This is a genomic window from Anoxybacillus gonensis (assembly GCF_001187595.1).
In the GTDB taxonomy this organism is placed as follows: domain Bacteria; phylum Bacillota; class Bacilli; order Bacillales; family Anoxybacillaceae; genus Anoxybacillus; species Anoxybacillus gonensis.
The window spans coordinates 1,002,871-1,025,378 of record NZ_CP012152.1 but is presented as its reverse complement, the minus strand read 5'-3'; the positions used below and the strand labels follow the sequence as shown (position 1 = coordinate 1,025,378).

22 protein-coding genes are annotated in these 22,508 nt (G+C 44.2%); 3 read left to right on the top strand and 19 right to left on the bottom strand.

The features are described from left to right. Positions 1-30 precede the first annotated feature (30 nt). The gene (locus AFK25_RS05460; RefSeq protein WP_019418385.1) at positions 31-1,689 is read right to left on the bottom strand and encodes a DAK2 domain-containing protein; all 1,659 of its coding nucleotides are present in this window, start codon (positions 1,687-1,689) and stop codon (positions 31-33) included. A 17-nt stretch (positions 1,690-1,706) separates the two neighbouring features. Beyond that, a complete protein-coding gene (locus AFK25_RS05455; RefSeq protein WP_006323120.1) occupies positions 1,707-2,069 on the bottom strand; it encodes an Asp23/Gls24 family envelope stress response protein in 363 nt (120 codons plus the stop codon). Between the two features lie 220 nt (positions 2,070-2,289). Here AFK25_RS05455 and rpmB point away from each other — a divergent pair, with 220 nt between their 5' ends. Next, positions 2,290-2,475 (top strand): 50S ribosomal protein L28, encoded by a 186-nt coding sequence (gene rpmB / locus AFK25_RS05450; protein WP_003394988.1) that lies wholly within the window; start codon positions 2,290-2,292, stop codon positions 2,473-2,475. A gap of 29 nt (positions 2,476-2,504) precedes the next feature. Here rpmB and spoVM read toward each other — a convergent pair whose 3' ends face one another. The 16 genes from spoVM to AFK25_RS05370 form a co-directional block, all read right to left on the bottom strand. Continuing rightward, positions 2,505-2,585: a stage V sporulation protein SpoVM gene (gene spoVM, locus AFK25_RS05445; protein ID WP_003394991.1), complete on the bottom strand. Its 81-nt coding sequence runs from the start codon at positions 2,583-2,585 to the stop codon at positions 2,505-2,507. A 74-nt stretch (positions 2,586-2,659) separates the two neighbouring features. After that, the gene (locus AFK25_RS05440) at positions 2,660-3,298 is read right to left on the bottom strand and encodes a thiamine diphosphokinase (RefSeq protein ID WP_026011811.1); all 639 of its coding nucleotides are present in this window, start codon (positions 3,296-3,298) and stop codon (positions 2,660-2,662) included. A 32-nt stretch (positions 3,299-3,330) separates the two neighbouring features. After that, positions 3,331-3,987, bottom strand: coding sequence for a ribulose-phosphate 3-epimerase (gene rpe, locus AFK25_RS05435; protein WP_009732847.1), 657 nt, complete (start codon positions 3,985-3,987; stop codon positions 3,331-3,333). 2 nt (positions 3,988-3,989) lie between these two features. Then, the gene (gene rsgA, locus AFK25_RS05430; protein ID WP_009732846.1) at positions 3,990-4,871 is read right to left on the bottom strand and encodes a ribosome small subunit-dependent GTPase A; all 882 of its coding nucleotides are present in this window, start codon (positions 4,869-4,871) and stop codon (positions 3,990-3,992) included. Positions 4,872-4,884: 13 nt separating this feature from the next. After that, positions 4,885-6,813, bottom strand: coding sequence for a Stk1 family PASTA domain-containing Ser/Thr kinase (gene pknB, locus AFK25_RS05425; RefSeq protein WP_019418380.1), 1,929 nt, complete (start codon positions 6,811-6,813; stop codon positions 4,885-4,887). Between the two features lie 6 nt (positions 6,814-6,819). After that, on the bottom strand, positions 6,820-7,569 hold the full coding sequence (locus AFK25_RS05420; protein WP_019418379.1) for a Stp1/IreP family PP2C-type Ser/Thr phosphatase: 750 nt from the start codon (positions 7,567-7,569) through the stop codon (positions 6,820-6,822). 41 nt (positions 7,570-7,610) lie between these two features. Beyond that, positions 7,611-8,660, bottom strand: a complete 1,050-nt coding sequence (gene rlmN, locus AFK25_RS05415) for a dual-specificity RNA methyltransferase RlmN (RefSeq protein ID WP_009732843.1) — start codon at positions 8,658-8,660, stop codon at positions 7,611-7,613. Further along, positions 8,657-10,003, bottom strand: a complete 1,347-nt coding sequence (rsmB, locus tag AFK25_RS05410; RefSeq protein WP_019418378.1) for a 16S rRNA (cytosine(967)-C(5))-methyltransferase RsmB — start codon at positions 10,001-10,003, stop codon at positions 8,657-8,659. The genes rlmN and rsmB overlap by 4 nt, the downstream gene beginning before the upstream one ends. Then, positions 9,996-10,940, bottom strand: a complete 945-nt coding sequence (gene fmt / locus AFK25_RS05405) for a methionyl-tRNA formyltransferase (protein WP_019418377.1) — start codon at positions 10,938-10,940, stop codon at positions 9,996-9,998. Before fmt ends, rsmB begins: the two co-directional genes overlap by 8 nt. Further along, positions 10,937-11,410, bottom strand: coding sequence for a peptide deformylase (gene def / locus AFK25_RS05400; protein WP_019418376.1), 474 nt, complete (start codon positions 11,408-11,410; stop codon positions 10,937-10,939). The genes fmt and def overlap by 4 nt, the downstream gene beginning before the upstream one ends. A gap of 17 nt (positions 11,411-11,427) precedes the next feature. Beyond that, the gene (gene priA / locus AFK25_RS05395; protein WP_035065909.1) at positions 11,428-13,842 is read right to left on the bottom strand and encodes a primosomal protein N'; all 2,415 of its coding nucleotides are present in this window, start codon (positions 13,840-13,842) and stop codon (positions 11,428-11,430) included. After that, positions 13,839-15,041 carry a bifunctional phosphopantothenoylcysteine decarboxylase/phosphopantothenate--cysteine ligase CoaBC gene (gene coaBC / locus AFK25_RS05390; protein WP_035065919.1) on the bottom strand — a complete coding sequence of 401 codons (1,203 nt, stop codon included), beginning with the start codon at positions 15,039-15,041 and terminating at the stop codon, positions 13,839-13,841. The genes priA and coaBC overlap by 4 nt, the downstream gene beginning before the upstream one ends. 69 nt (positions 15,042-15,110) lie before the next feature. Further along, positions 15,111-15,320, bottom strand: coding sequence for a DNA-directed RNA polymerase subunit omega (rpoZ, locus tag AFK25_RS05385; RefSeq protein WP_009373573.1), 210 nt, complete (start codon positions 15,318-15,320; stop codon positions 15,111-15,113). A 1-nt stretch (position 15,321) separates the two neighbouring features. Then, on the bottom strand, positions 15,322-15,942 hold the full coding sequence (gene gmk / locus AFK25_RS05380; RefSeq protein WP_009373572.1) for a guanylate kinase: 621 nt from the start codon (positions 15,940-15,942) through the stop codon (positions 15,322-15,324). Between the two features lie 24 nt (positions 15,943-15,966). After that, positions 15,967-16,845 (bottom strand): YicC/YloC family endoribonuclease, encoded by an 879-nt coding sequence (locus AFK25_RS05375; RefSeq protein ID WP_035065922.1) that lies wholly within the window; start codon positions 16,843-16,845, stop codon positions 15,967-15,969. Positions 16,846-16,947: 102 nt separating this feature from the next. Then, a complete protein-coding gene (locus AFK25_RS05370) occupies positions 16,948-19,617 on the bottom strand; it encodes a calcium-transporting P-type ATPase, PMR1-type (protein ID WP_035065925.1) in 2,670 nt (889 codons plus the stop codon). Between the two features lie 102 nt (positions 19,618-19,719). On the opposite strand from AFK25_RS05370, the gene AFK25_RS05365 reads away from it, so the two are divergent. After that, positions 19,720-21,432 carry an Rqc2 family fibronectin-binding protein gene (locus AFK25_RS05365; RefSeq protein WP_035065928.1) on the top strand — a complete coding sequence of 571 codons (1,713 nt, stop codon included), beginning with the start codon at positions 19,720-19,722 and terminating at the stop codon, positions 21,430-21,432. Positions 21,433-21,516: 84 nt separating this feature from the next. Here the strand turns inward: AFK25_RS05365 and AFK25_RS15095 are convergent, their stop codons facing one another. After that, on the bottom strand, positions 21,517-21,660 hold the full coding sequence (locus tag AFK25_RS15095) for a hypothetical protein (RefSeq protein WP_019418370.1): 144 nt from the start codon (positions 21,658-21,660) through the stop codon (positions 21,517-21,519). Between the two features lie 375 nt (positions 21,661-22,035). Between AFK25_RS15095 and AFK25_RS05360 the strand changes: the two genes are divergently transcribed. After that, the gene (locus AFK25_RS05360; RefSeq protein WP_035065931.1) at positions 22,036-22,473 is read left to right on the top strand and encodes a hypothetical protein; all 438 of its coding nucleotides are present in this window, start codon (positions 22,036-22,038) and stop codon (positions 22,471-22,473) included. Positions 22,474-22,508: the final 35 nt, after the last annotated feature.

Genomic DNA, 22,508 nt, shown 5'->3' with positions numbered 1-22,508 from the left:
TTTATCGTATGTGAATTACAGCAACACGCTTTATTCAATCGCAAAAATAAATGGATATAACGGTTGTCCGCCGTGATGTGTTTCCACTTCAACGTCCGGGAATTGTTTTTCAATCCATTGAACGACATGTGCGATTTGTTCATCTGTCGCATCTTCGCCAGAAAGAATGGTGACGATTTCATCTTCTTCGCTAATGATATGGGAAAGTAACGTTTCAACGACATGCATGAGCTCTTTGTGAGAGACGACAATTTTCCCATCCGCAATGCCCATATAATCGTCTTTCGTAATTTCAACACCGTCAATATTTGTATCGCGGACAGCAAACGTCACTTGTCCTGTTTTTACACGATGAAGCGCCTCTGTCATCGCTTCTTCGTTTTCTTCTTTTGTCGCAGAAGGATTAAATGAAAGCAATGCAGTCATTCCTTGCGGCACAGTTTTTGACGGAATGACGACAACATCACATGAAGCGACCGAAGCGGCTTGTTGAGCTGCTAAAATAATATTTTTATTATTTGGCAAAACAAATACCGTTTCCGCATTCACTTCTTCAATCGCCTTGACGATGTCTTCTGTGCTCGGATTCATCGTTTGTCCACCTTCGATGACCGCATGAGCGCCGATGCTTTTAAACAATTCAGCAATGCCATCCCCCATCGCTACCGTAACGATACCGTACGGGAGACGTTCTTGCTTTTTCGGTTGCGGCACATTTTCGTGGACAATATTCGCATGTTGTTCGCGCATGTTTTCGATTTTAATGTTAATTAAACTTCCGTAACGTTGCGCATATGTGAGCACTTCTCCTGGCTGTTCTGCATGAATGTGCACTTTCACTAATTCATCGTCCGCAATCACAAGAAGCGAATCGCCGAAGCGGCTCAAATCTTGGCGAAACGTTTCTTCTTGAAACGGATGTTTGGCTACTTTTTCTTGCTCAAATTTCACCATAAATTCCGTACAATATCCAAATTCAATGTCATCTGCGCTCAAATGGCTTTGTACATTGCGGTGATGTTCGGTGCGGACGAGTTGTTCCATCGACAACGTTTCTGATTCCGCAATCGTTTCCCCTTTTAATGCCGCTAAAAAGCCTTCGTATACGAACACGAGACCTTGTCCACCGCTGTCAACGACGCCTACTTCTTTTAATACAGGAAGTAAGTCTGGCGTGCGCTTTAACGACGCTTTTGCCTCTTTTAACACTTCCGTCATGACGGTGACGATGTCCGTTTCTTTTTTCGCAACGGTAACAGCGCGTTTCGCCGCATCTTTCGCAACGGTTAAAATCGTTCCTTCAACCGGCTTCATTACCGCTTTATACGCCGTTTGCACGCCCGCTTCAAGCGCTGCAGCAAACTCTTTGCTATTGATTTCGCTTTTTTGTTCAACCGCTTTCGCAAATCCGCGGAATAGTTGCGATAAAATAACGCCTGAGTTTCCGCGAGCACCCATTAATAATCCTTTCGCTAATGCGCTCGCCACTTTTCCAATATGGTCCGATACGTGGTTTTTCACTTCTTTCGCCCCAGAAGTCATCGACAAGTTCATGTTTGTCCCTGTATCGCCATCTGGAACGGGAAAGACGTTTAATGCGTCTACTGTTTTTGCATTGTTCGCTAAATGTGTCGCGCCTTGCAATACCATTTGTGCAAAGCGTTTCCCATCTAATGTTGTCATGACCACAGACTTGTTCCTCCTCACTACGGATTCGTCACACGAACCCCTTGAACATAGATGTTGATTGACTGAACAGATAAACCTAACGTTTGATCTAACGTATACTTCACTTTCGTTTGTACGTTATGTGCAACTTCAGAAATTTTCGTACCGTAGCTAACGATAACGTATAAATCGATGTGCACTTCGTCGTTTTCTTGACGGACAACAATTCCTTTGGCGAAATTTTCACGGCGTAAAATTTCAGCAATGCCGTCTTTTAATTGATTTTTTGATGCCATGCCGACAATCCCATAGCAATCGACTGCCGCTCCCCCAGCAATCGCTGCAATGACATCGTTACTAATTTCAACACGACCGTATTTTGTTTGTAATTCAATGGACATCGCTCAAGTCCCCTTTCTGATTAGGTAGCTAACGCCATTGTACTATACTCAGCTTATTTTTAAAAGCTTCTACCCATAGTATATTTACCCGAAACAGAAAACAGATGTCAAGGTTATTTTCTTGAAAGAGTATGTCAGAAGTATTGCAATCCGTTTTTATGTATGATAAATTATAGTAGTGTTTTGAGCACGTAGTTTGGCAAGTGAGGAGGGAAACAAAATGGCAAAATGCTTTGTGACTGGTAAGAAAAAATCTTTCGGAAACGCTCGTTCTCATGCAATGAATGCGAGCCGCCGTACATGGAAAGCAAACCTTCAAAAAGTTCGCATTTTAGTTGACGGAAAGCCAAAGCGCGTTTGGGTTTCTGCTCGCGCATTAAAATCCGGAAAAGTAGAACGTGTGTAATAGAAAAAAGCACCAATCATTTGGTGCTTTTATCCTTTTTTAAACGAATTTAACATCGCCCGAACAATTCCACCTAAAAACTTCGGCAACTTAATCGTATAAAATTTCACGATCATTCCCTCCCCTACTGTGCACATTCTTCCACTAATATATTCATCTCCGCACAAATCGTACCTCGAAGCGTTTATTTTTCATCCTTGCTTCTTATCATCATTAATATGCCTTCAGTGAATGAAAAAGTACCAAAATGATGGATGAGTTCATTGCTTACGCATAATGTTGATCCGAGCGGCACATCGCATGCATCGAGCGGATATTTAAATCCGCGAAGCGTTAAGGCGCGAATCGGGGTCAAAGGAATAAATGAAATATACGTGTATTCGTCTCGCTTTTCAACGATATGCTCCCCGCTGCGATACAGCGTTACGACATTTTGGCGATCGATTAACTCAATTTGTCCATCTTTTCCTTTAAACAAAAGCTGAACGTTTCCGAATAAATGATCAAGTCGTCCGCCTGTCGCTCCAAACAAACGAATGTTTGTCGCTTGTTGTTCAAGCGCCCATTCAAGTGCAATGTCTGTATCGGTTTGATCTTTTTCCGCTGGCCATATATCGATGTGCGGTAATTTCATTTTTAATTGTTGTAGCTCTTGTTCGCTGATGGAATCAAAATCTCCGAACGCTCGTTTTGGTATGATGCCGGCATGAAGCAATGCGAGAACCCCCCGATCTACCCCTACCCAATATACATCATCTCCATCATATGCCTGTAAATGAGGTAAAAAATGAATCGGACCACCTGCAACAATATGAATAATCAACCGATATCCCCCCTTTATAAAAGAAGGATGTGTCAAGATGACACACCCTCACGAATGGCGCGAATCGCTTGAGCGCGATCAGCTTGATTATAAATGGCTGATCCTGCAACGAGAACGTTCGCACCGGCTTGCACACAACGCTTTGCCGTTTCAGCGTGAATGCCACCGTCTACTTCAATTTCCACAGAAAGCCCTCGTTCGCGAACGAGTGTCGAAAACGCACGAATTTTTGGCAGCACAGCTGGAATAAACGATTGTCCGCCAAAGCCCGGATTGACCGTCATAAATAAAACTAAGTCAATATCTTCTATGATGTGTTCAATCATCGCTATCGGCGTATGCGGGTTTAGCGCTACTCCTGCTTTCACACCGTGTTCTTTAATTAAATGAATCGTGCGATGTAAATGTGGGCAAGCTTCGACATGCACCGTTAAATAATCTGCTCCTGCTTTCGCAAACGTCGGAATATAGCGATCAGGTTGTTCAATCATTAAATGAACGTCAAGCGGGAGTGTCGTCACCGGACGAATGGCTTCTACGATCAGTGGTCCGATAGTAATGTTCGGAACGAAATGACCATCCATCACATCGACATGAATGTAATCCGCTCCTCCCCGTTCTACGTCTACAATTTCTTCCCCAAGTTTAGCGAAGTTCGCAGATAAAATCGATGGCGCAATTTTAATCATGTTCAATACCTCGGCTTTCGTTCTTTGATTTCCTCGATAAAGCTTACGTAATGTTCGTAACGGTAAGAAGGAATGTCTCCGGATGCTAACGCCTCTTTCACCGCGCATTTCGGCTCCGCTGTATGCGTACAACCGCGGAATTTACAATCGCCGCTTCTAGCAACAAACTCAGGAAAACAAAGCGGCAATTGCTCTAGTTCGATTCCGTTAAATTCTAATGCGCTAAATCCCGGCGTATCCGCAACGAAACCGCCTCCGATTTCAATTAATTCGACATGTCTTGTCGTATGTTTTCCTCGTCCGAGATGGTGAGAAATGTCGCCCGTTTTTAACTGCAAGTCGGGACGTAACGCATTTAATAAAGACGATTTTCCGACACCTGACTGTCCTGCAAATACGGATACGTTTCCTTCGAAGTAAGGGAGTAATGATTCAACCCCTGCACGCGTTTTCGTCGACACTTCTAACACATCATATCCGATTTGACGATAATCGCGAATATATTGTTCGATGCGTGGCTTTGTTTCATCGTCTACTAAATCCATTTTACTTACAACAATAATTGGGCGAATGTGCTTTGCTTCAATTAAGACGAGAAAGCGGTCGAGCAATGCCGGGCTAAAATCTGGCTCTACCGCTGAAAACACTAAAATCGCTTGGTCGATATTTGCAATCGGCGGGCGAACAAGTTCATTTTTCCGCTCAAATACGTCTAATATGTACCCTTCTCGTTCATTTTCCGCCTGAAAGGAAACGTAGTCGCCGACAAGCGGCGTCACGTTCCGCTTGCGAAACACCCCACGACCACGACATTGATACACTCGCCCTTCACTTAACACGTAATAAAAGCCGCTTAACGCTTTAATAATTTTTCCTTCCGCCATGACTTCCCTCCTTTTAAGGTGTAGTTGGATATGAAACGATGCCCTCATACACCATCTTGCCGTTCACGACGACGCGATAACGCCCTTGTTTTCCTTGTTGAATAACAAATTCTACACGCTCTTTCACATCATTTGTTAGACGATAACGTTTGTACGGTTGCTCAAATGAATGGTTTTCATCTTCTATATATAATTCTGCCATGACAGGTTCGTTTACATCAACAGGCGGTTCATACGGAATGTCAATCTGTTGGATCACTTTTTTTGTCAATACCGGTTCTTTTCCGAGAGAAATGACGACCGTAACGGTTGCCCCTTTTTCTAATCTCGCGTTCGCTTGTGGTGTTTGAGAAATGACGAGCCCTTTTTCGACCGTATCCGAATATTGCTGTTTCACGATGACGTACAGCTGTTGGTCTGCAGCATAATCGCGCACACTTTTTTCCGTGTATCCTGTTAAATCTTTTAAAATAATTTTTTCTGGTCCAAGGCTGACCGTCAAACGCACTTCTGTTTCTTCTGGCACAACTTTTTCGCCTGGAAGCGGGAATTGTTCAATAATCGTACCTGCCGGTTCGTCGCTATATACTTCTTTTTTGTCGATGAGCAAATAGTTTTCCGATCGCAATTGTCGCTCAACGTCATCAATTGGCTCACCAACATAATTTTGAAACGCTACTTTTTTCTTTCCTATACTTCTGTAAATCGTCACTGCTGTACCGGCTTTGACGACTTTTCCAGCTTGCGGATTCGTACGAATGACAAATCCTTCGGCGATGTCATCGTGTTCTTCTTCGACCGTCTTTTCGATTTTTAAGCCTAACGACGTTAATTCCGTCACGGCATCATCGTAATTTTTGTTCGTCACATCAGGCACCGTCACATCTTTTGGGAAAAATAAATCAGGAATCCACGTCACCGCACTCACTCCAGCGCCGACGAGCAAGAAAAGAAATGCCGCCCATAAAATGAGCCATTTTTTTGATCGCTTTTCTTTTGGAGGAGGCACGTCCTCTTTCTTTTCTGACGGTGGAGAAGCGGTCGGCTTCACAATAGGAATGATTTTCGTTTCTTCGTCGTCATCTTCGGTTGGCAACGTAAATTTTTGTTCGTTGATGCGTTCAGGCGACAGAGCAGTGCGAATATGTTTTTGCATATCTAATGCGCTATTGTAACGATGCAGCGGATTTTTTGCTGTCGCTTTTAACACAATATTTTCTACGCTTTGTGGAATGTTTGGGTTCCATCGTCGTACAGACGGCGTTTCCGTTTGCAAATGTTTTAACACAATTGCTACGGCAGATTCACCGGAAAACGGCAATTGTCCCGTTAATAATTCAAACATGACGATGCCGAGCGAATAAATATCCGATTTTTCTGTCGCCATTCCACCTTTTGCTTGTTCAGGCGATAAATAATGAACCGATCCTAAAACTGAATTCGTTTGCGTAATCGTTGTCGAGCTTAACGCGACAGCTATACCGAAATCGGTAATTTTAATCGTTCCGTCTTCTGCGACTAAAATGTTTTGTGGCTTAATGTCGCGATGAATGACTCCATTTTGATGAGCATGAGCAATCGCTCCTGTTAATTCATCCATCATGCGCAACGCTTCTTGAACAGGAAGCGGAGCACGTTGTTGAATGTATTGTTTTAACGTGCAGCCACGCACATATTCCATGACCATGTAGTAAATGCCGTCGTCTTCTCCAACATCGTAAATCGTAACAATATTTTCATGGTTTAAACTTGTCGCGGCTTGTGCTTCACGTCGAAACCGTTTAATAAATAATTCATCGTTTACAAAATCTAAACGCAACACTTTTACGGCAACGTCTCGGTCTAAAATCATATCTCTCGCCAAATAAACGTTCGCCATTCCGCCGCCGCCAATGAGTTGTAATATTTTATAACGACCGTTTAATCGTTTGCCGATGAGCACGAGCGATCACCTACTTTCACTCACATCTAAAAATTGTACGATCGCTAACGTAATGTTATCTTCTCCACCACGCTCATTTGCAACATCAATTAACGCTTGCGCTTTTTCTTCAAGCGAGCGATCCGACGTTAATACGTCTACCATCGTCTGTTCAGACACTTTATTCGAAAGGCCGTCAGAGCAAAGCAATAACATATCTCCTTCATCGACAGCGACCGTTTTCACATCGAGTTCAATGACTTGCTCTGTTCCGAGCGCGCGCAATAGCACATGTTTACGTGGATGATATTCCGCATCTTCTTTTGATAGTTGCCCGCTTTTCACTAATTCGTTGACAAGAGAATGGTCTTCTGTCATTTGTTGAAATCCGTTTGCGTTTAGTAAATAACAACGACTATCACCGATGTGCCCGATCGTAGCAAACTGTTTTGTACAAATGGCGGCAACGATCGTCGTGCCCATTCCTTGACAATGATCGTTCGTTTGAGAGTGTTGAAAAAGCGATTCGTTCACTTTCATAATATGTTCTTTTAACCACGTCTCCGCTTGTTGTGGGGACGTCATTTCTTCCGTCTCTTCCCAAAACTGTTTTAGCTGGGTCATCGTCATTTCGCTTGCCACATCACCAGCAAGATGACCGCCCATTCCATCAGCGACAACGGCTAAATAGTCGCCTGTTTGATTCATAAAAACGCCACCGTTATCTTCGTTATGTGACCGGATTTTCCCGACATCCGTTTGAAATACCGCCTTCATATACGTATCACTTCCTTACTTCGATCTGTGTGTCCACATCGTTACGCTTTCGTTTCTTCTTTCCGCTCCTTCGCACGTAGCTGACCGCATGCCGCATCAATATCGTGCCCTTGTTCGCGGCGAATCGTTACGTTAATGCCATGTTTTTTCAACGTTTTCTCAAACGCAAAAATTTGCTCGCGCGGCGTGCGCACGTAGTTGCGTTCAGGCACGTAGTTCACCGGGATTAAGTTGACATGACATTTTAATCCTTTAATAAGCGCAGCAAGCTCTTCGGCATGTTCAATTTGATCGTTCACACCGCCAAATAAACCGTATTCAAAAGTCACGCGCCGCCCTGTTTTTTCAATGTAATAGCGCACAGCTTCCATCAACTCTGGCAATTTATAAGCGCGGTTAATCGGCATCAACTTCGAGCGCAATTCTGTATTTGGCGCATGAAGCGAAATGGCGAAGTTAATTTGCATATTTTCATCGGCAAATTGATAAATTTTCGGAATGATGCCGCTTGTTGATACAGTAATGTGACGCGCGCCAATATGCAACCCTTTCGGATGGTTTACGATTTTTAAAAACTTGATGAGCTCATCATAGTTATCAAACGGTTCCCCAATTCCCATAACGACGATGCTGCTCACTCGTTCGTTCGTTTCATCGAGCGCTTTTTGTACTTTGACGACTTGCGCAACAATTTCACCTGCTTGTAAATTGCGCTTTAAGCCACCTAATGTCGAAGCACAAAACGTACAGCCGATTCGGCAGCCGACTTGTGTCGTCACACAAATCGAATTACCGTAGTCATGACGCATAAGCACCGTTTCAATCGAATAGCCGTCATGAAGTTCAAATAAAAACTTCATCGTTCCGTCTTTTGACGTTTGTTGTACGAGCGTTTTTAATGTCGTGATGACAAACTGTTCATGTAGCCGCTCGCGCAACGCTTTTGGAATATTCGTCATCTCTTCAAATGACGTCACTCGTTTTTTATATAACCATTCAAAAATTTGTGTGGCGCGAAACGGCTTTTCCCCTTGCTGTTCCACCCAACTTTGCAAGTCTTCTAAACGCAGCGAGTAAATGGATGGTTTCATATCATTTCACCTTTCTTTTTCAATGTTGCGATAAAAAATCCGTCGCTATATACGTGATGTGGAAGCAATTGCAACATGCCGTGACGTACATATGGCGCCACCGATGATGGCAAGCGCGAAGCAAGCGTTTCATCGAGCTCATATTGTGGATGTTCGTCTAAAAATGCAGCGATGACTTGTTCGTTTTCTTCCCGATCGACCGTACATGTGCTATATACGAGCGTTCCACCGCGTTTTAAAAGCGGAGCGACCGACCGCAAAATATTTCGTTGAATAGCAGCAAGTTGCGCCATATCGTTTTCGTTTTTCGCATATTTAATTTCCGGCTTTCGCCGAATGACGCCAAGCCCTGAACACGGGGCATCGACTAATATGCGATCAAACGTTTCAGGAGCAAATTGCGTATGCGCTTGACGGCTATCGAGTTGTTTCGCTTCAATATTCGACAAGCCTAGACGCTTTGCCTGCTGCTCAATCAGTTTTACTTTATGATCATGAATATCTAGCGCAACGACGCGGCCTTTATTGTTCATTCGTTCAGCCATATGCGTCGTCTTTCCGCCCGGTGCCGCGCAACAATCTAACACGACGTCTGTTTCGGTTGGAGAAAGGGCGTAAGCAACAAGCATCGAGCTTTCGTCTTGAATCGTCACAAGCCCTTCTTGAAACACGCTCGTTTTCGCTGCATTGCCCTTGACCATTTTTATTCCAATCGGCACGACAGAAGAAGGAACGGCTTCAATCCCTTCTTCTTTTAAGCGGGCGATCGCTTCGTCAACCGTTACACGCATCGCGTTTACCCTTGCTGTTTGTTCTGGTGGCAAGTTGTTCGCTTCGCACATTCGTTTCGTCTCATCCCATCCGAATTGTTCGACCCATCGACGCACGAGCCAAAGCGGATGACTTGTCGCAACGGCTAGACGTTCGAAGTCGTCTTTTATTTCATCAAATGAGCGCAATCCTTCGCGCTGAATGGAGCGCAATACACCGTTTACGAGCGAGGCGATGCCGCGATGCCCACGACGCTTTGCTATTTCTACCGCTTCAAATAATACTGCGCGATCAGGAATCCGGTCTAAAAATACCATTTGATAAAGCGACAGACGAAGCAATAGGCGCACCCATAGCTCAATTTTTCCTTTTATAAACGGCTGTAAATAGTAGTCAAGCGTATCGCGTCGTTGGATCGTGCCGTATACTAATTCTGTTAAAAGCGCAACATCTTGGGCGGATAATTCGTTTGTTTCGATCACATGATGTAATGATAAATTGCTATATGCTCGTTTTTTTTCAATATCGATTAACACATCTAACGCTAAGTTTCGGACGTTTTTTTTACTCATTCGTTCCTCCTAATACTGTCCCGATTTCAATCGTTGCACCGCGTAAAAAGTCAATAGCGCTCATTTTCCGTTTTCCTGCTGGTTGCAATTCAGTGATTTTAATCGCTGTTTCGTTGCCGGTTGCAACAACAATGCCATCGCGTTCAACAGCAACAATGGTGCCTGGCTTCGCTTGGGAAGATGCTTGTACTTTTTCTCCCCACCAAATTTTCCAACGTTCATCGCCATGCATCGTATAAGCGACAGGCCACGGATTCATACCGCGAATATGGTTATAAATGTCTTCGCCCGCTTTTGTCCAATCGATTCGTTCTTGTTCTGGTTTAATGTTGTATGCAAACGTCGCTTGTTCATCATCTTGCTTTATCGGTGTAATGTCGCCACGAAGCAGTTTCGGAAGCGTTTCAGAAAGTAGTTTCGCCCCTGCTTCGCTAAGTTTGTCGTGCAACGTCCCGACTGTATCGCGTTCATCAATCGGCACTTCCACTTGTGTTAATATGTCGCCTGCATCGAGTTTTTCAACCATGTACATGATTGTAATTCCTGTTTTTTCTTTTCCTTGCAAAATGGCGTAATGAATAGGGGCCCCTCCGCGCAATTCTGGCAAAAGCGAGGCGTGCACGTTAATGCACCCATACTTTGGCGCTTCAAGGAGCGGTTTCGGTAAAATTTGTCCAAATGCAGCAGTGATGATCATATCCGGCTGTAAGGCGAGCACTTGTTCATATTGATCTTTTTCACGAATTTTTGTCGGCTGCAATACCGGAATGTTGTACGACTGTGCAGTCACTTTGACTGGCGGTGGGGTTAATTGTTGTTTTCGTCCTTTCGGCTTGTCCGGTTGTGTTACGACACCAACAACGTTGTATCCGTCTTTGATCAACTGTTCTAAAATCGGAACAGCAAAATCAGGCGTTCCCATAAATACAATGTTCATTGTTCGAACTCCCCTTCTTCATAATAACGAATGACTTTTGACGTAAATAATATGCCATGTAAATGATCGATTTCATGTTGTAACGCGCGAGCTAAAAAACCTGTCGCTTCGATTTCAAACGGACGACCGCGCCGATTTTGCGCGCGTACTTTCACATATTGAGAACGTTTTACTTCTCCAAATAATCCCGGAAAACTTAAACATCCTTCTGGTCCGATTTGTTCTCCGCTTTGGGCAACGATGACGGGATTCACTAACTCGATGCGCCCATGGCGGTCGCCAATGTCAACAATCGCAATTTGTTGATCGATGCCGACTTGCGGGGCAGCTAATCCGACCCCATCGGCCGCAATCATCGTATCGTACATGTCGTTTAATATTTTCGTCAACTTGCGGTCAAAAACAGTGACCGGCTGGCAAACGGTTTCTAAAATCGGGGCAGGATATGTTACAATCGGTAAAATAGCCAAAATGGTTCCTCCCTTATTTACATCATCATATATGGATTTAAATCAATCGTAATCGTCACATCGCCGCGCGCCATCTCGCGCTGATAATGTTCCATAACCGTGCGGAGCGCTGTCGTTAAGTTCGCTTCCCGCTTGTATTTTATCATGCATTGGTAACGATATCTATCGTTCATGCGCGCAATCGGAGAAGCAACGGGTCCGAGTACAACCGCTTCAGCTGACAAATGTTTTTTCACATGTGTAGCAATTTTTTCAGCGATGCTTATTCCTTTTAGCGCATCAATATGCGACACCGTAATGAGCGTTAAATAATAAAACGGTGGATATCCGTGTTTTTTTCGATTGATCATTTCCCGTTCATAAAACGCCTCATAATGATGTTTGCTTGCGAATTGAATGCTGTAATGTTCAGGTGTATACGTTTGAATAACGACTTCTCCCGGCAAATGATGCCGCCCTGCTCGGCCGCTTACTTGCGTCAACAGCTGAAACGTTTTTTCTGCCGCGCGAAAATCAGGGACGTGAAGCATCGTGTCTGCTGCTAATACGCCAACTAATGTGACATTTGGAAAATCGAGCCCTTTGGCAATCATTTGCGTGCCGAGTAAAATGTCAGCCTTTCCTTCTCCAAATTGATGAAGCATTCGCTCGTGTGCTCCTTTTCGGCTCGTTGTATCGACGTCCATCCGAATGACGCGCGCTTCTGGAAGCAGCTTTGTTAATTCTTCTTCTACTTTTTGCGTTCCCGTTCCGAAAAAGCGAATATGTTCGCTTTGACAAGCAGGACAATGCGACGACATTCGCTGTTCGTATCCACAATAATGACATTTCAATTGTTGTTGGACGCGATGATACGTCAGTGAAATATCGCAATGCGGACATTGAATGACGTGACCGCAATCCCGACACATGACGAAAGAAGAATAACCGCGACGATTTAAAAATAAAACGGATTGTTCTCCTTTTTGTAAACGTTCCGTTAATTTTTCAAATAAAAGGCGGGAAAACATCGAGCGGTTTCCTGCGCGCAGTTCTTCACGCATATCCACAATGGCCACAGGCGGCATCGCATGATCGTTCATTCGCTTCGTTAACGTGACTTGTTTATATACTCCTTTTTGAGCGCGCGCAAACGATTCGAGCGATGGCGTAGCGCTGCCAAGCACAACCGGACAACGATGGTAACGACCGCGAAAAATGGCCACATCGCGCGCATGATAGCGCGGTGATTCTTCTTGTTTGTAGCTCGTTTCATGTTCTTCATCAATAATGATGATGCCGATGTTTTCAAACGGGGCAAAAATAGCAGAACGAGCTCCAACGACAAGCTGCACTTCTTTTCGTTGAATTTTTCGCCACTCGTCATACTTTTCTCCAAGCGATAACCCGCTATGAAGAACAGCGACTTGCGAACCGAATCGTTCTTTAAACCGCTTCACCATTTGAGGTGTAAGCGAAATTTCAGGTACGAGCACAATCGCTTCTTTCCCCTTTTTTAAGACGAGATCAATCGCTTGCATATACACTTCTGTTTTGCCGCTTCCTGTGACGCCGTACATTAAAAAAACGTCATGCACATCTTCGTCAATCGCTTTTCCGATCGCCTGTAACGCTTGGCGTTGTTCGTCTGTTAAAGGGAGCGGTTTTGTTTTTGTAAACGAGCGGTTGGCATACGGATCGCGATATATTTCTTTTTCTGTCACGGCGACGAGCTGTTTTTTCATGAGCGCTTGAACAGTAGCAAACGTGCTATTTGTTTCACTTAACAATTGTTTTAAAGGGAAAGAGCGGGCTGTAAGCAAACGCTCAAGCATTTGTTTTTGTTTTATGGCACGCTGCGGGAGCGATGCAAGCGCATGTATGATCTCATCGTCGCTTGCGCGCAGTTCGACCCACTTTTCTGTTTTTATTTTTCCTTTTTCTTCAACTCGGTAAACGACTTCAATATGGCCGTTTGCGATTTCTTTTTGCAACAGCGGCACGTATGGCGTTTGTGCCACTTCACTCCACGGAATGACGAGACGGTCGCGAAACAACGCACGTACTTTTTCGTGTATGAACGGCATATGTTGCTCAATGAGTCGAATGTCTTTTTCATATTTCGCTTTCATTGCGGCAGGCAACATCGCTTGAAACGCCGATACCATGAAACAAAGCGTCGTTTCAGTTAGCCACTTTCCAAGTTGCAACAATTCTTCATTAAATACAGGAACAACGTCAAAAAGAGAATGAATGGGCTTTAATTGTTCGCGCGGCATGTCCGTCGTTTCTTTCAGCTCAATGACAAATCCTTGTAAAAAACGTGTGCCGAATGGTACGACAACGCGCATGCCTGGTTGTACAACGCCGACAAGTTCAGCTGGGATCACGTAATCAAACGGGCGATCCGTTTGACTCGTAGGAATATCGACGATGACAGAAGCGACTGTCATAGGCGTCCCTCAATTTCATGATAAATTTCATATAAAATTTGTTTGGCCACTTCCGATTTTGGCAAGAGTGGAAGTTGCTTTGCCGTTCCGTCTCGTTTAAATATCGTCACGATATTTGTATCCGTACCGAACCCAGCTCCTTCTTGGACAACGTTATTTGCGACAATCATATCGGCATTTTTGCGCGCAAGCTTTTCTTTCGCATATCGTTCCACATCGTTCGTTTCTGCCGCAAAGCCAACTAAAAATTGGTGCGTTTTTTGTTCGCCGAGCGTTTGTAAAATGTCGATCGTTCGCTCAAGAACGACAGTGTAGTCTCCTTGTTGTTTTTTTATTTTATTGTCGGCGACATATTTAGGGCGGTAGTCTGCTACTGCCGCTGTTTTAATGACGATATCGCTATGTTGAAAATGCTCCATCACCGCTTCATACATGTCTTGTGCACTTTCTACCCTAATCGTCTGTACCCCTTCCGGACGAGCGAGCGATGTCGGGCCGGAAATAAGGATGACGTCCGCTCCTAAATCGCGCGCTGCCTCTGCGATAGCATAGCCCATTTTTCCTGTCGAGTGATTGCTGAAAAAGCGGACAGGGTCAAGTTTTTCGCGCGTCGGACCGGCTGTCACTAACACTTTTTTTCCTTTTAACAGTTCGTTTGATGCAACATGTTGTTCAAGCAATGCGACGATCGTTTCTGGCTCTTCTAATCGCCCTTTTCCAACGTAACCGCACGCAAGCATCCCTTCCGCTGGTTCAATGAAGCGATAGCCATACGACTGCAACGTGCGCATATTTTGTTGTACCGCTGGATGTTCGTACATATGGACGTTCATCGCAGGCGCAAGCCAAACCGGTGCTTTCGTCGCAAGTAAAATCGTTGTCACCATGTTATCAGCTAAACCATGCGCCAGTTTTGCGATCGTGTTTGCGGTCGCAGGGGCAACGAGTACGAGATGTGCCCAATCAGCTAAATCAATGTGTGCAATGACGTTCGGCTTTTTTTCGTCGAATGTATCAATGTATACTTCGTTTTTTGATAACGCTTGAAACGTAAGCGGTGTAACAAATTGACAAGCAGCTTCCGTCATGACGACTTTGACATTCGCCCCCGCTTGCACAAGTTTGCTTGTGAGCGCCGCTGCTTTATATACAGCAATGCCACCTGTAACACATAATAAAATGTTTTTTTGCTGAAGCATCGACGTTGCCCCTTTCGTTCGGTATTTGTAAAAAAATAACAACCTAAAAACTAGGTTGTCGTAAGTAGTTTATTGCGTTGCTTCTTCTTCGCTAACGACTTCAATATGACCCGCCGCAATTTCTTCTAACGCTTTGCCGACAAATTTTTTCGACACAGGTTTTTCGATCGTTAAGTCATTTTTCACTTGCAATTGGCGGGCGCGCTTTGCCGCAACTGTGACGAGCGTATATTTTGAATCGAGTTTTGTAATGAGCAAATCAATGGAAGGATATAACATATTACTCCACCTCCAACATCTTTTTGTATCGTTGTGCCACGCGTTCGCGTCGGCAATGTTCTGCCATGACAATCGCTTTAATGCGCTCGCATGCGAGTTCTACTTGATCGTTTTCGACAACGTAATCGTATGCATCCATCATTTCTAATTCTTCTTTCGCCGCTTGTAAACGATCGCGAATTAAATCTTCTGATTCCGTTCCGCGCATTTCAATTCGTTTACGCAATTCGCTTAAACTTGGCGGAGCGAGGAAAATAAAGAGCGCCTCTGGAAACACTTTGCGAACTTGCATCGCTCCTTGTACTTCAATTTCTAAAAATACGTCTTTTCCTTCTTGCAATGTTTTTTCTACATAATCAATTGGCGTGCCGTAGTAGTTTCCGACATATTCCGCCCACTCTAGCAGCTCATTTTGGCGAATCATTTGTTCGAACTGCTCGCGCGTTTTGAAAAAGTAATCGACGCCATCGACTTCCCCTTCACGTGGTTTGCGCGTCGTCACAGAAATGGAATATTGCAATTGAATATCTGGTTGTGAAAATAATGCTTTTCGTACCGTCCCTTTTCCGACGCCAGACGGTCCCGATAGGACGATTAATAACCCTCGTTCTTTCACGGTCATCCCCACCTTCTATTGATAAACAAACTACTCTACATTTTGCACTTGTTCTTTAATTTTTTCAAGGGCGCTTTTCATTTCGACAACTTCGGAAGCAATATAGCGATCGTTCGCTTTTGAACCGATCGTATTCATTTCACGATTGAGCTCTTGGACGAGAAAATCAAGCTTTCGTCCGACCGCTCCTCCTTCAGAAACGATGCGACGAAATTGTTCAATATGGCTATATATACGTTTTAATTCTTCATGAATATCCACTTTTTCCGCAAATAAAGCGACTTCCGTCAATAGCCGTTGTTCATCAACGACACCCTGTACAAATTCACTCACTCGTTTATGTATGCGTTCGCGATAAGAAGCGACGACTGTTGGCGCAAGTTGTTCAATGCGATGTGCGCTTTTCTCAATCGTCTCCAGCTGCATCAGCATGTCTGCTAATAGCGCGTTTCCTTCCTGTTCGCGCATATGTTTCAATTGCTCGACCGCTTCTTTTGTCGCTTCTAAAAGAAGAGAAAGAAGGGCATCGTTTTCGATCGGCTGTTCCGTCATTTCAACCGCATCCGATAGCATATGTACAACATCTCGAAGCGATACATCATCGGCGAAATGAAACCGACGGCGCACATCAGTAAGCATGCGATAATACGCATCAACAAGCTGCCAGTCGACGTGAAGCGTTCGTTCGACGAGCTGTTCCCCTTCAATTGTAATAAACACTTCGACACGTCCACGGGCAATATGTTGTGTAATGACTCTTTTTATTTTATCTTCAAACATCACCCACTGTCTAGGCATGCGGATCGAAATTTCACAAAAACGGTGATTGACTGACTTCATTTCCACCGTAACGCTCACGTTTTCGCCTTCTTTTTTTCCTCGACCAAATCCTGTCATACTTACGATCATACTCTCACATCCATTGTACGTTATCGACAATAAAAGAAGGTAATAGATTCACTCCATTACCTTCTCCCATTATAGCATATATCACTATATATCGAAAATATTTCATGAGCGGCGGCGTGTAAATAACGAACCAGCAAGTAAAAACGTCGGAATAGACGATAAGCCAACAATAAGCAACCAATCGGTCAGCGGCAACGAAACCGTATGGAAAATCGGCTGTAACGGCGGATAGTAAATGACGACAAGCAACAAGAAAAGCGACGACAACACGGCGAGCACTAAATACATATTTTCAAACGGATTTCGGTCAAACACCGACCGTTCGCTTCGGCAATCAAACACGTGAATGAGTTGAGCGAGCACGAGCGTCGCAAAGGCAACCGTCTGGGCATACGTTAAATTTTCCGGATGTCGCGTATGCACGACAAGAAAAGCGATCAACGTCACCATGCCGATGAGAAAGCCGCGACTAATAATTTTCCAACCGAGCCCTCTGGCGAAAACTCCTTCTTTCGGATGACGCGGTGGCCGCTTCATGACGTTTTCTTCCGCTGGGTCTAATCCGAGCGCCATGGCAGGTAGTCCGTCTGTGACGAGGTTTACCCATAAAATTTGAATCGGCACGAGCGGAAGAGGAAGCGCAAATATCATCGCAAATAACATCACTAAAATTTCACCGACGTTTGACGCAAGCAAGTAGCGAATAAATTTACGAATGTTTTCATAAATGTTTCGTCCTTCTTCGATCGCCGCTTTAATTGTCGCAAAGTTATCATCTAACAAAACGAGCGATGCGGCTTCTTTTGATACATCTGTTCCTGTCACTCCCATCGCGATGCCGATGTTTGCTGTTTTAATGGCCGGAGCATCATTGACGCCATCGCCTGTCATCGCGACAATATGCCCTCTTTTTTGCAACGCTTGCACAATTTTTAATTTATGTTCTGGTGATACGCGCGCAAAAACGTATACATCTTCAACGACGTCTTCTAATTCATCAACAGATAACGTCGCTAACGTTTTGCCGTCCATCACTTTGCCGTTCGGTGGCATCATGTGCAGTTGTTGGGCAATCGCTTTCGCCGTTAACACATGATCTCCTGTAATCATCACTGTTTTAATGCCTGCTTTTTTACATTCCGCGATGGCTTGTTTTACTTCTTTCCGCGGCGGATCGATCATCCCTTGTAAACCGATGAACGTTAAGTCGCTTTCCGCTTTCGTTTCATCGTTCATTGTTTCCGTCAAAGAAAGCGGCCGATAGGCGATCGCAATCGTTCGCAACGCTTGAGAAGCGAGCGTATTGACCGTTTGCTGCACCATTTTCTGCTCTTGGTCGCGCATTCGTTTCGCTTGACCATCCATATATATGAAACGACAACGTTCAAGCAACATATCTGGCGCACCTTTTGTGACAATAAAGCGCCGATTCGCGCGATCTTTTACGATGACCGACATCATTTTTCGCGTCGAATCAAACGGAAATTCATGTTCAATCGTAAACTCGGCAGCGATTTTTTCTTTCGTCCATCCCGCTTTCGCCGCCGCAACAACGAGGGCCCCTTCGGTCGGATCGCCATCAATCATATATGTTTTTCCTTTTTTCTTTATGTTCGCATGATTGCATAGCGCCCCAAATAATAAGATTTGCTGTAAGGCAGCATCTACCTTTTCTTGTTTGCCGTTATATAAAAACGTTCCTTTCGGTTCATAGCCCGTCCCGCTTACTGTCCATAATCGATTATTCACCCACACATGCGTGACTGTCATTTGATTTTCCGTCATCGTTCCTGTTTTATCAGAACAAATGACCGAGGCACAACCGAGCGTTTCAACCGCAGGAAGTTTGCGCACGATGGCGTTTCGCTTCATCATGCGTTGGACACCGAGCGCCAATACGACGGTAACGATCGCAGGCAATCCTTCTGGAATGGCGGCAACCGCAAGCGACACACCAGCTAAAAACATGTCATATACCGCATGTCCTTGCCATACGCCAAGCACGACAACGAGCGCTGTGAGCGCTAAAGCGATGACAATTAAAATTTTGCCGAGCTGTTCGAGCTTTCGTTGCAACGGTGTCGTCATCGTTGGCGCCGACTGGATTAAGTGGGCAATTTGTCCCATCGCTGTATGCATGCCTGTCGCTACGACAATGCCTATTCCGCTTCCGTTTGTCACAAGCGTCCCCATAAACGCCATGTTTGTGCGATCACCTAATGGCACATCATCTACAAGTGGCGCTGTTTGTTTTTCGACAGGAAGCGATTCGCCCGTCAACGACGATTCTTCAATATATAACCCTTTCGCTTCAACGATGCGCACGTCCGCCCCGATGCGATCACCGCTTGCGAATTTGACAATATCGCCAACGACTAACTGAGCAGACGGCACTTTTACCCATTCCCCATCCCGTAAAACGAGCGATTCTGGGGCGGATAATTGTTTTAGTGCCTCAAGCGACTTTTCCGCCCGACGCTCTTGTATAAATCCTAAAAAAGCGTTCATGATGACAATTGCCACGATGGCGATCGCATCGATGTATTCGCCTAATACGGCGGAAATCGCCGTTGCCGCCAATAAGACGAGCACCATAAAATCTTGAAACTGACTAAAAAATTGTTTTAGCGCAGACGGCTTTTTTTCTTCCGACAGTTCGTTTTTGCCGAATTGTTTTAATCGTCTTTTCGCTTCTTTTTCCGTTAATCCAAAGCCAATCTTTGTATTTACTTGTTGTTCCACCTGCTCGATACGCAATCCGTGCCAGCTCATTTCTCTCCCCCTTCCGCTTGTCTTATCTATGACAGCTTATTCAGGCATGTACGAAAAAATGATATGGTATAATGAAAAGAAAAAAAGAGAAAGGTGTTTTTTATGTCGTTTGACGGAGTATTTACATATGCGATGACAAAAGAATTACAGCGCACGCTTGTCGGGGGGCGCATTTCAAAAATTTATCAGCCGTTTCCGTCCGAATTAGTGCTTCATATTCGTTCGCACGGAAGCAATTATAAATTGTTATTATCTGCTCATCCGACGTATGCGCGCGTCAATTTGACGAACGAGACGTACGATAACCCTCATGAGCCGCCGATGTTTTGTATGCTTCTGCGCAAACATATTGAAGGAGGCGTCATTGAAGCGATTACGCAAGTCGATTTTGATCGCATCATCATCATTCATGTCAAAGGAAGAAATGAGCTCGGCGATGTATGTACAAAGCAGCTCGTCGTTGAATTGATGGGCCGCCACAGCAACATCATTCTCGTTGATGAACAGACGAACACGATCATCGACAGCGTTAAACATCTCTCCCCTGCGGTGAACCGATACCGAACGGTGCTTCCTGGGGCGCCTTATATATTGCCTCCATCGCACGACAAAATCAATCCGCTTCATGCGACGGAAGAGACGGTGTTAAAAAAGATCGATTTTCTCGCAGGAAAATTAGCCGATCAACTCGTCGCCACATTTACGGGCATTTCGCCGCTTTTTGCGCGCGAAGTCATCTATCGCGCAGAGCTTGCTAACCGGGCGACGTTGCCGAAAAGCTTTATCTCTTTGATGGAAGATGTACGCAGCGAGAAATTTACTCCGTGTATATACACAAACGGAACAAAAGACGTATTTTATGCGTTGCCGCTTACCCATATCGAAGGGGAAGGAAAACATTTTGCTACGTTAAGCGAGATGCTTGACCGTTTTTATTTCGGCAAAGCGGAACGCGACCGCGTGAAACAACAAGCGCACGATTTAGAACGCTTTGTCGCGAATGAAAAAGCGAAAAATGAAAAGAAACTGTTGAAACTTCACCAAACGCTTGAAGAAGCAAAACAGGCAGAACAATATCGACTATATGGGGAATTGTTAACCGCAAACCTTTATGCGCTCAAGCGAGGAATGAGCGAAATCGAAGTCGTCAACTATTATGACGAAAACGGTGCTACAATCACCATTCCGCTTGATCAACAAAAATCGCCGTCAGAAAATGCACAAAGCTATTTCCAAAAATACCAAAAAGCGAAAAATTCTCTTTCCATCGTGCAGGAACAAATCGAGCGAACGAAAGAAGAAATCACATACTTCGATACGCTGTTGCAGCAGCTTGAAACCGCATCGCCGAAAGACATTGACGACATTCGCGACGAATTAATCGAACAAGGCTATTTGCGCGCCAAAGCGACAAAACAAAAAAAACAAAAGTCGCGCACAATTGAACTGGAACACTACGTATCAAGCGACGGAACCGACATTTTCGTCGGCAAAAACAACAAACAAAACGACTATTTAACGAACAAATTCGCAAGCAAAGACGACATTTGGCTTCATACGAAAGACATCCCTGGCTCGCACGTCGTCATTCGCAGCAAACAGCCATCCGAACAAACGATCATCGAAGCTGCCCACTTAGCCGCTTACTTCAGCAAAGCGCGCCACTCCAGCTCCGTTCCGGTCGACTACACGCGCGTTCGCTACGTCAAAAAGCCAAACGGCGCCAAACCCGGCTTCGTCATTTACGAAAACCAGCAGACGATTTACGTCACGCCGGATGAGGAGATGGTGGTGAAGATGAAAAAACCCGTCTAGGTAGGCGGGTTTTTTCATTTTCATCAAAATATTTTGTTATTTGGTTCATCACCAAAAGATGTACTTGCACCTGCCATTAAGCATTTACGATTCCTTTTTATTTTTTATCTCCTTTAATAACTCGATAATTGTATCATTTTGGCTTTTTATTGTTTTAAGAGTTTTTTCTATTGTACTAGTTGAAAAAAAAATGATGATAATTAAAGCTATCCCGACAATCCAGTCCATTAAATCCCTCCTGTTTGAATATTATCAAATATTTGGCTCTTCACCAAAAGTTGTACTTGATTTTTTATAACACACTCTACCGATGCTTGTGAGGAAGAAGCAGTAAACCAATGATTTCTGTACATTTTTGTTCAAGAAAGCGTATCACTTGTCAAGTACATGTTGTGGTGATGAACCAAATATTTTATTTTTTATCAATTAATAAACACTTAAGTTATGAAAAACTTTTTATAACAATATATTACTATTTTACATGGACAATATATGTACCTAAAGAAAAAAATTCAAAAAATTTTTTGTCATATTTTCTGTTTCGTCTCTCTTCTTTCTGTCGAATGGTGGTATAATAGAAGCGGAAAAAAGGAGGTGAAAAAAATGGAGCAGTTGTTGCAACGCATTTTTGATGAGTTGGCGTTTTTGCGTGCGAATATGGCAACGAAAGCAGACGTCGCTGCGTTAAAAGATGATATTCGAGCGTTAGAAAGTCGCGTCAGTCATATTGAACAGACGATGGCCACAAAAGACGATATCGCAAGCATCGAGCAGCGCATGGCTACGAAAGACGATGTGGCGCTTGTGCCAGCGATTCGTGAAATGGTTGGACAATTAATGGAACGAATGACTGTTGTTGAGTTGCATGTACAAGAAATTCCAATGATGAAACAACAAATCGAACAGTTGTCGCAACAAATGCAAGAAGGGTTTGAGAAGTTAGATCATCAAGAAACGGTCCTACAAGCACTTTCACTCCGTTCGATTCAACAAGCAAACGATATCCACTATTTAAAAACAAACGCAATTTCCACGAAATAATGAGAAAGGGTGTCCGGCTTTCGTTGGACACCCTT

What these genes read in the sequence shown, in the direction of transcription:
- AFK25_RS05455 (WP_006323120.1), bottom strand. Translation starts at nt 2,069, where the DNA reads ATGTCCATTGAATTACAAACAAAATACGGTCGTGTTGAAATTAGTAAC.
- rpmB (WP_003394988.1), top strand. Translation starts at nt 2,290, where the DNA reads ATGGCAAAATGCTTTGTGACTGGTAAGAAAAAATCTTTCGGAAACGCT.
- rpe (WP_009732847.1), bottom strand. Translation starts at nt 3,987, where the DNA reads ATGATTAAAATTGCGCCATCGATTTTATCTGCGAACTTCGCTAAACTT.
- rsgA (WP_009732846.1), bottom strand. Translation starts at nt 4,871, where the DNA reads ATGGCGGAAGGAAAAATTATTAAAGCGTTAAGCGGCTTTTATTACGTG.
- AFK25_RS05420 (WP_019418379.1), bottom strand. Translation starts at nt 7,569, where the DNA reads ATGAAGGCGGTATTTCAAACGGATGTCGGGAAAATCCGGTCACATAAC.
- rlmN (WP_009732843.1), bottom strand. Translation starts at nt 8,660, where the DNA reads ATGAAACCATCCATTTACTCGCTGCGTTTAGAAGACTTGCAAAGTTGG.
- rsmB (WP_019418378.1), bottom strand. Translation starts at nt 10,003, where the DNA reads ATGAGTAAAAAAAACGTCCGAAACTTAGCGTTAGATGTGTTAATCGAT.
- fmt (WP_019418377.1), bottom strand. Translation starts at nt 10,940, where the DNA reads ATGAACATTGTATTTATGGGAACGCCTGATTTTGCTGTTCCGATTTTA.
- priA (WP_035065909.1), bottom strand. Translation starts at nt 13,842, where the DNA reads ATGACAGTCGCTTCTGTCATCGTCGATATTCCTACGAGTCAAACGGAT.
- coaBC (WP_035065919.1), bottom strand. Translation starts at nt 15,041, where the DNA reads ATGCTTCAGCAAAAAAACATTTTATTATGTGTTACAGGTGGCATTGCT.
- rpoZ (WP_009373573.1), bottom strand. Translation starts at nt 15,320, where the DNA reads ATGTTATATCCTTCCATTGATTTGCTCATTACAAAACTCGATTCAAAA.
- gmk (WP_009373572.1), bottom strand. Translation starts at nt 15,942, where the DNA reads ATGACCGTGAAAGAACGAGGGTTATTAATCGTCCTATCGGGACCGTCT.
- AFK25_RS05375 (WP_035065922.1), bottom strand. Translation starts at nt 16,845, where the DNA reads ATGATCGTAAGTATGACAGGATTTGGTCGAGGAAAAAAAGAAGGCGAA.
- AFK25_RS05370 (WP_035065925.1), bottom strand. Translation starts at nt 19,617, where the DNA reads ATGAGCTGGCACGGATTGCGTATCGAGCAGGTGGAACAACAAGTAAAT.
- AFK25_RS05365 (WP_035065928.1), top strand. Translation starts at nt 19,720, where the DNA reads ATGTCGTTTGACGGAGTATTTACATATGCGATGACAAAAGAATTACAG.
- AFK25_RS15095 (WP_019418370.1), bottom strand. Translation starts at nt 21,660, where the DNA reads ATGGACTGGATTGTCGGGATAGCTTTAATTATCATCATTTTTTTTTCA.
- AFK25_RS05360 (WP_035065931.1), top strand. Translation starts at nt 22,036, where the DNA reads ATGGAGCAGTTGTTGCAACGCATTTTTGATGAGTTGGCGTTTTTGCGT.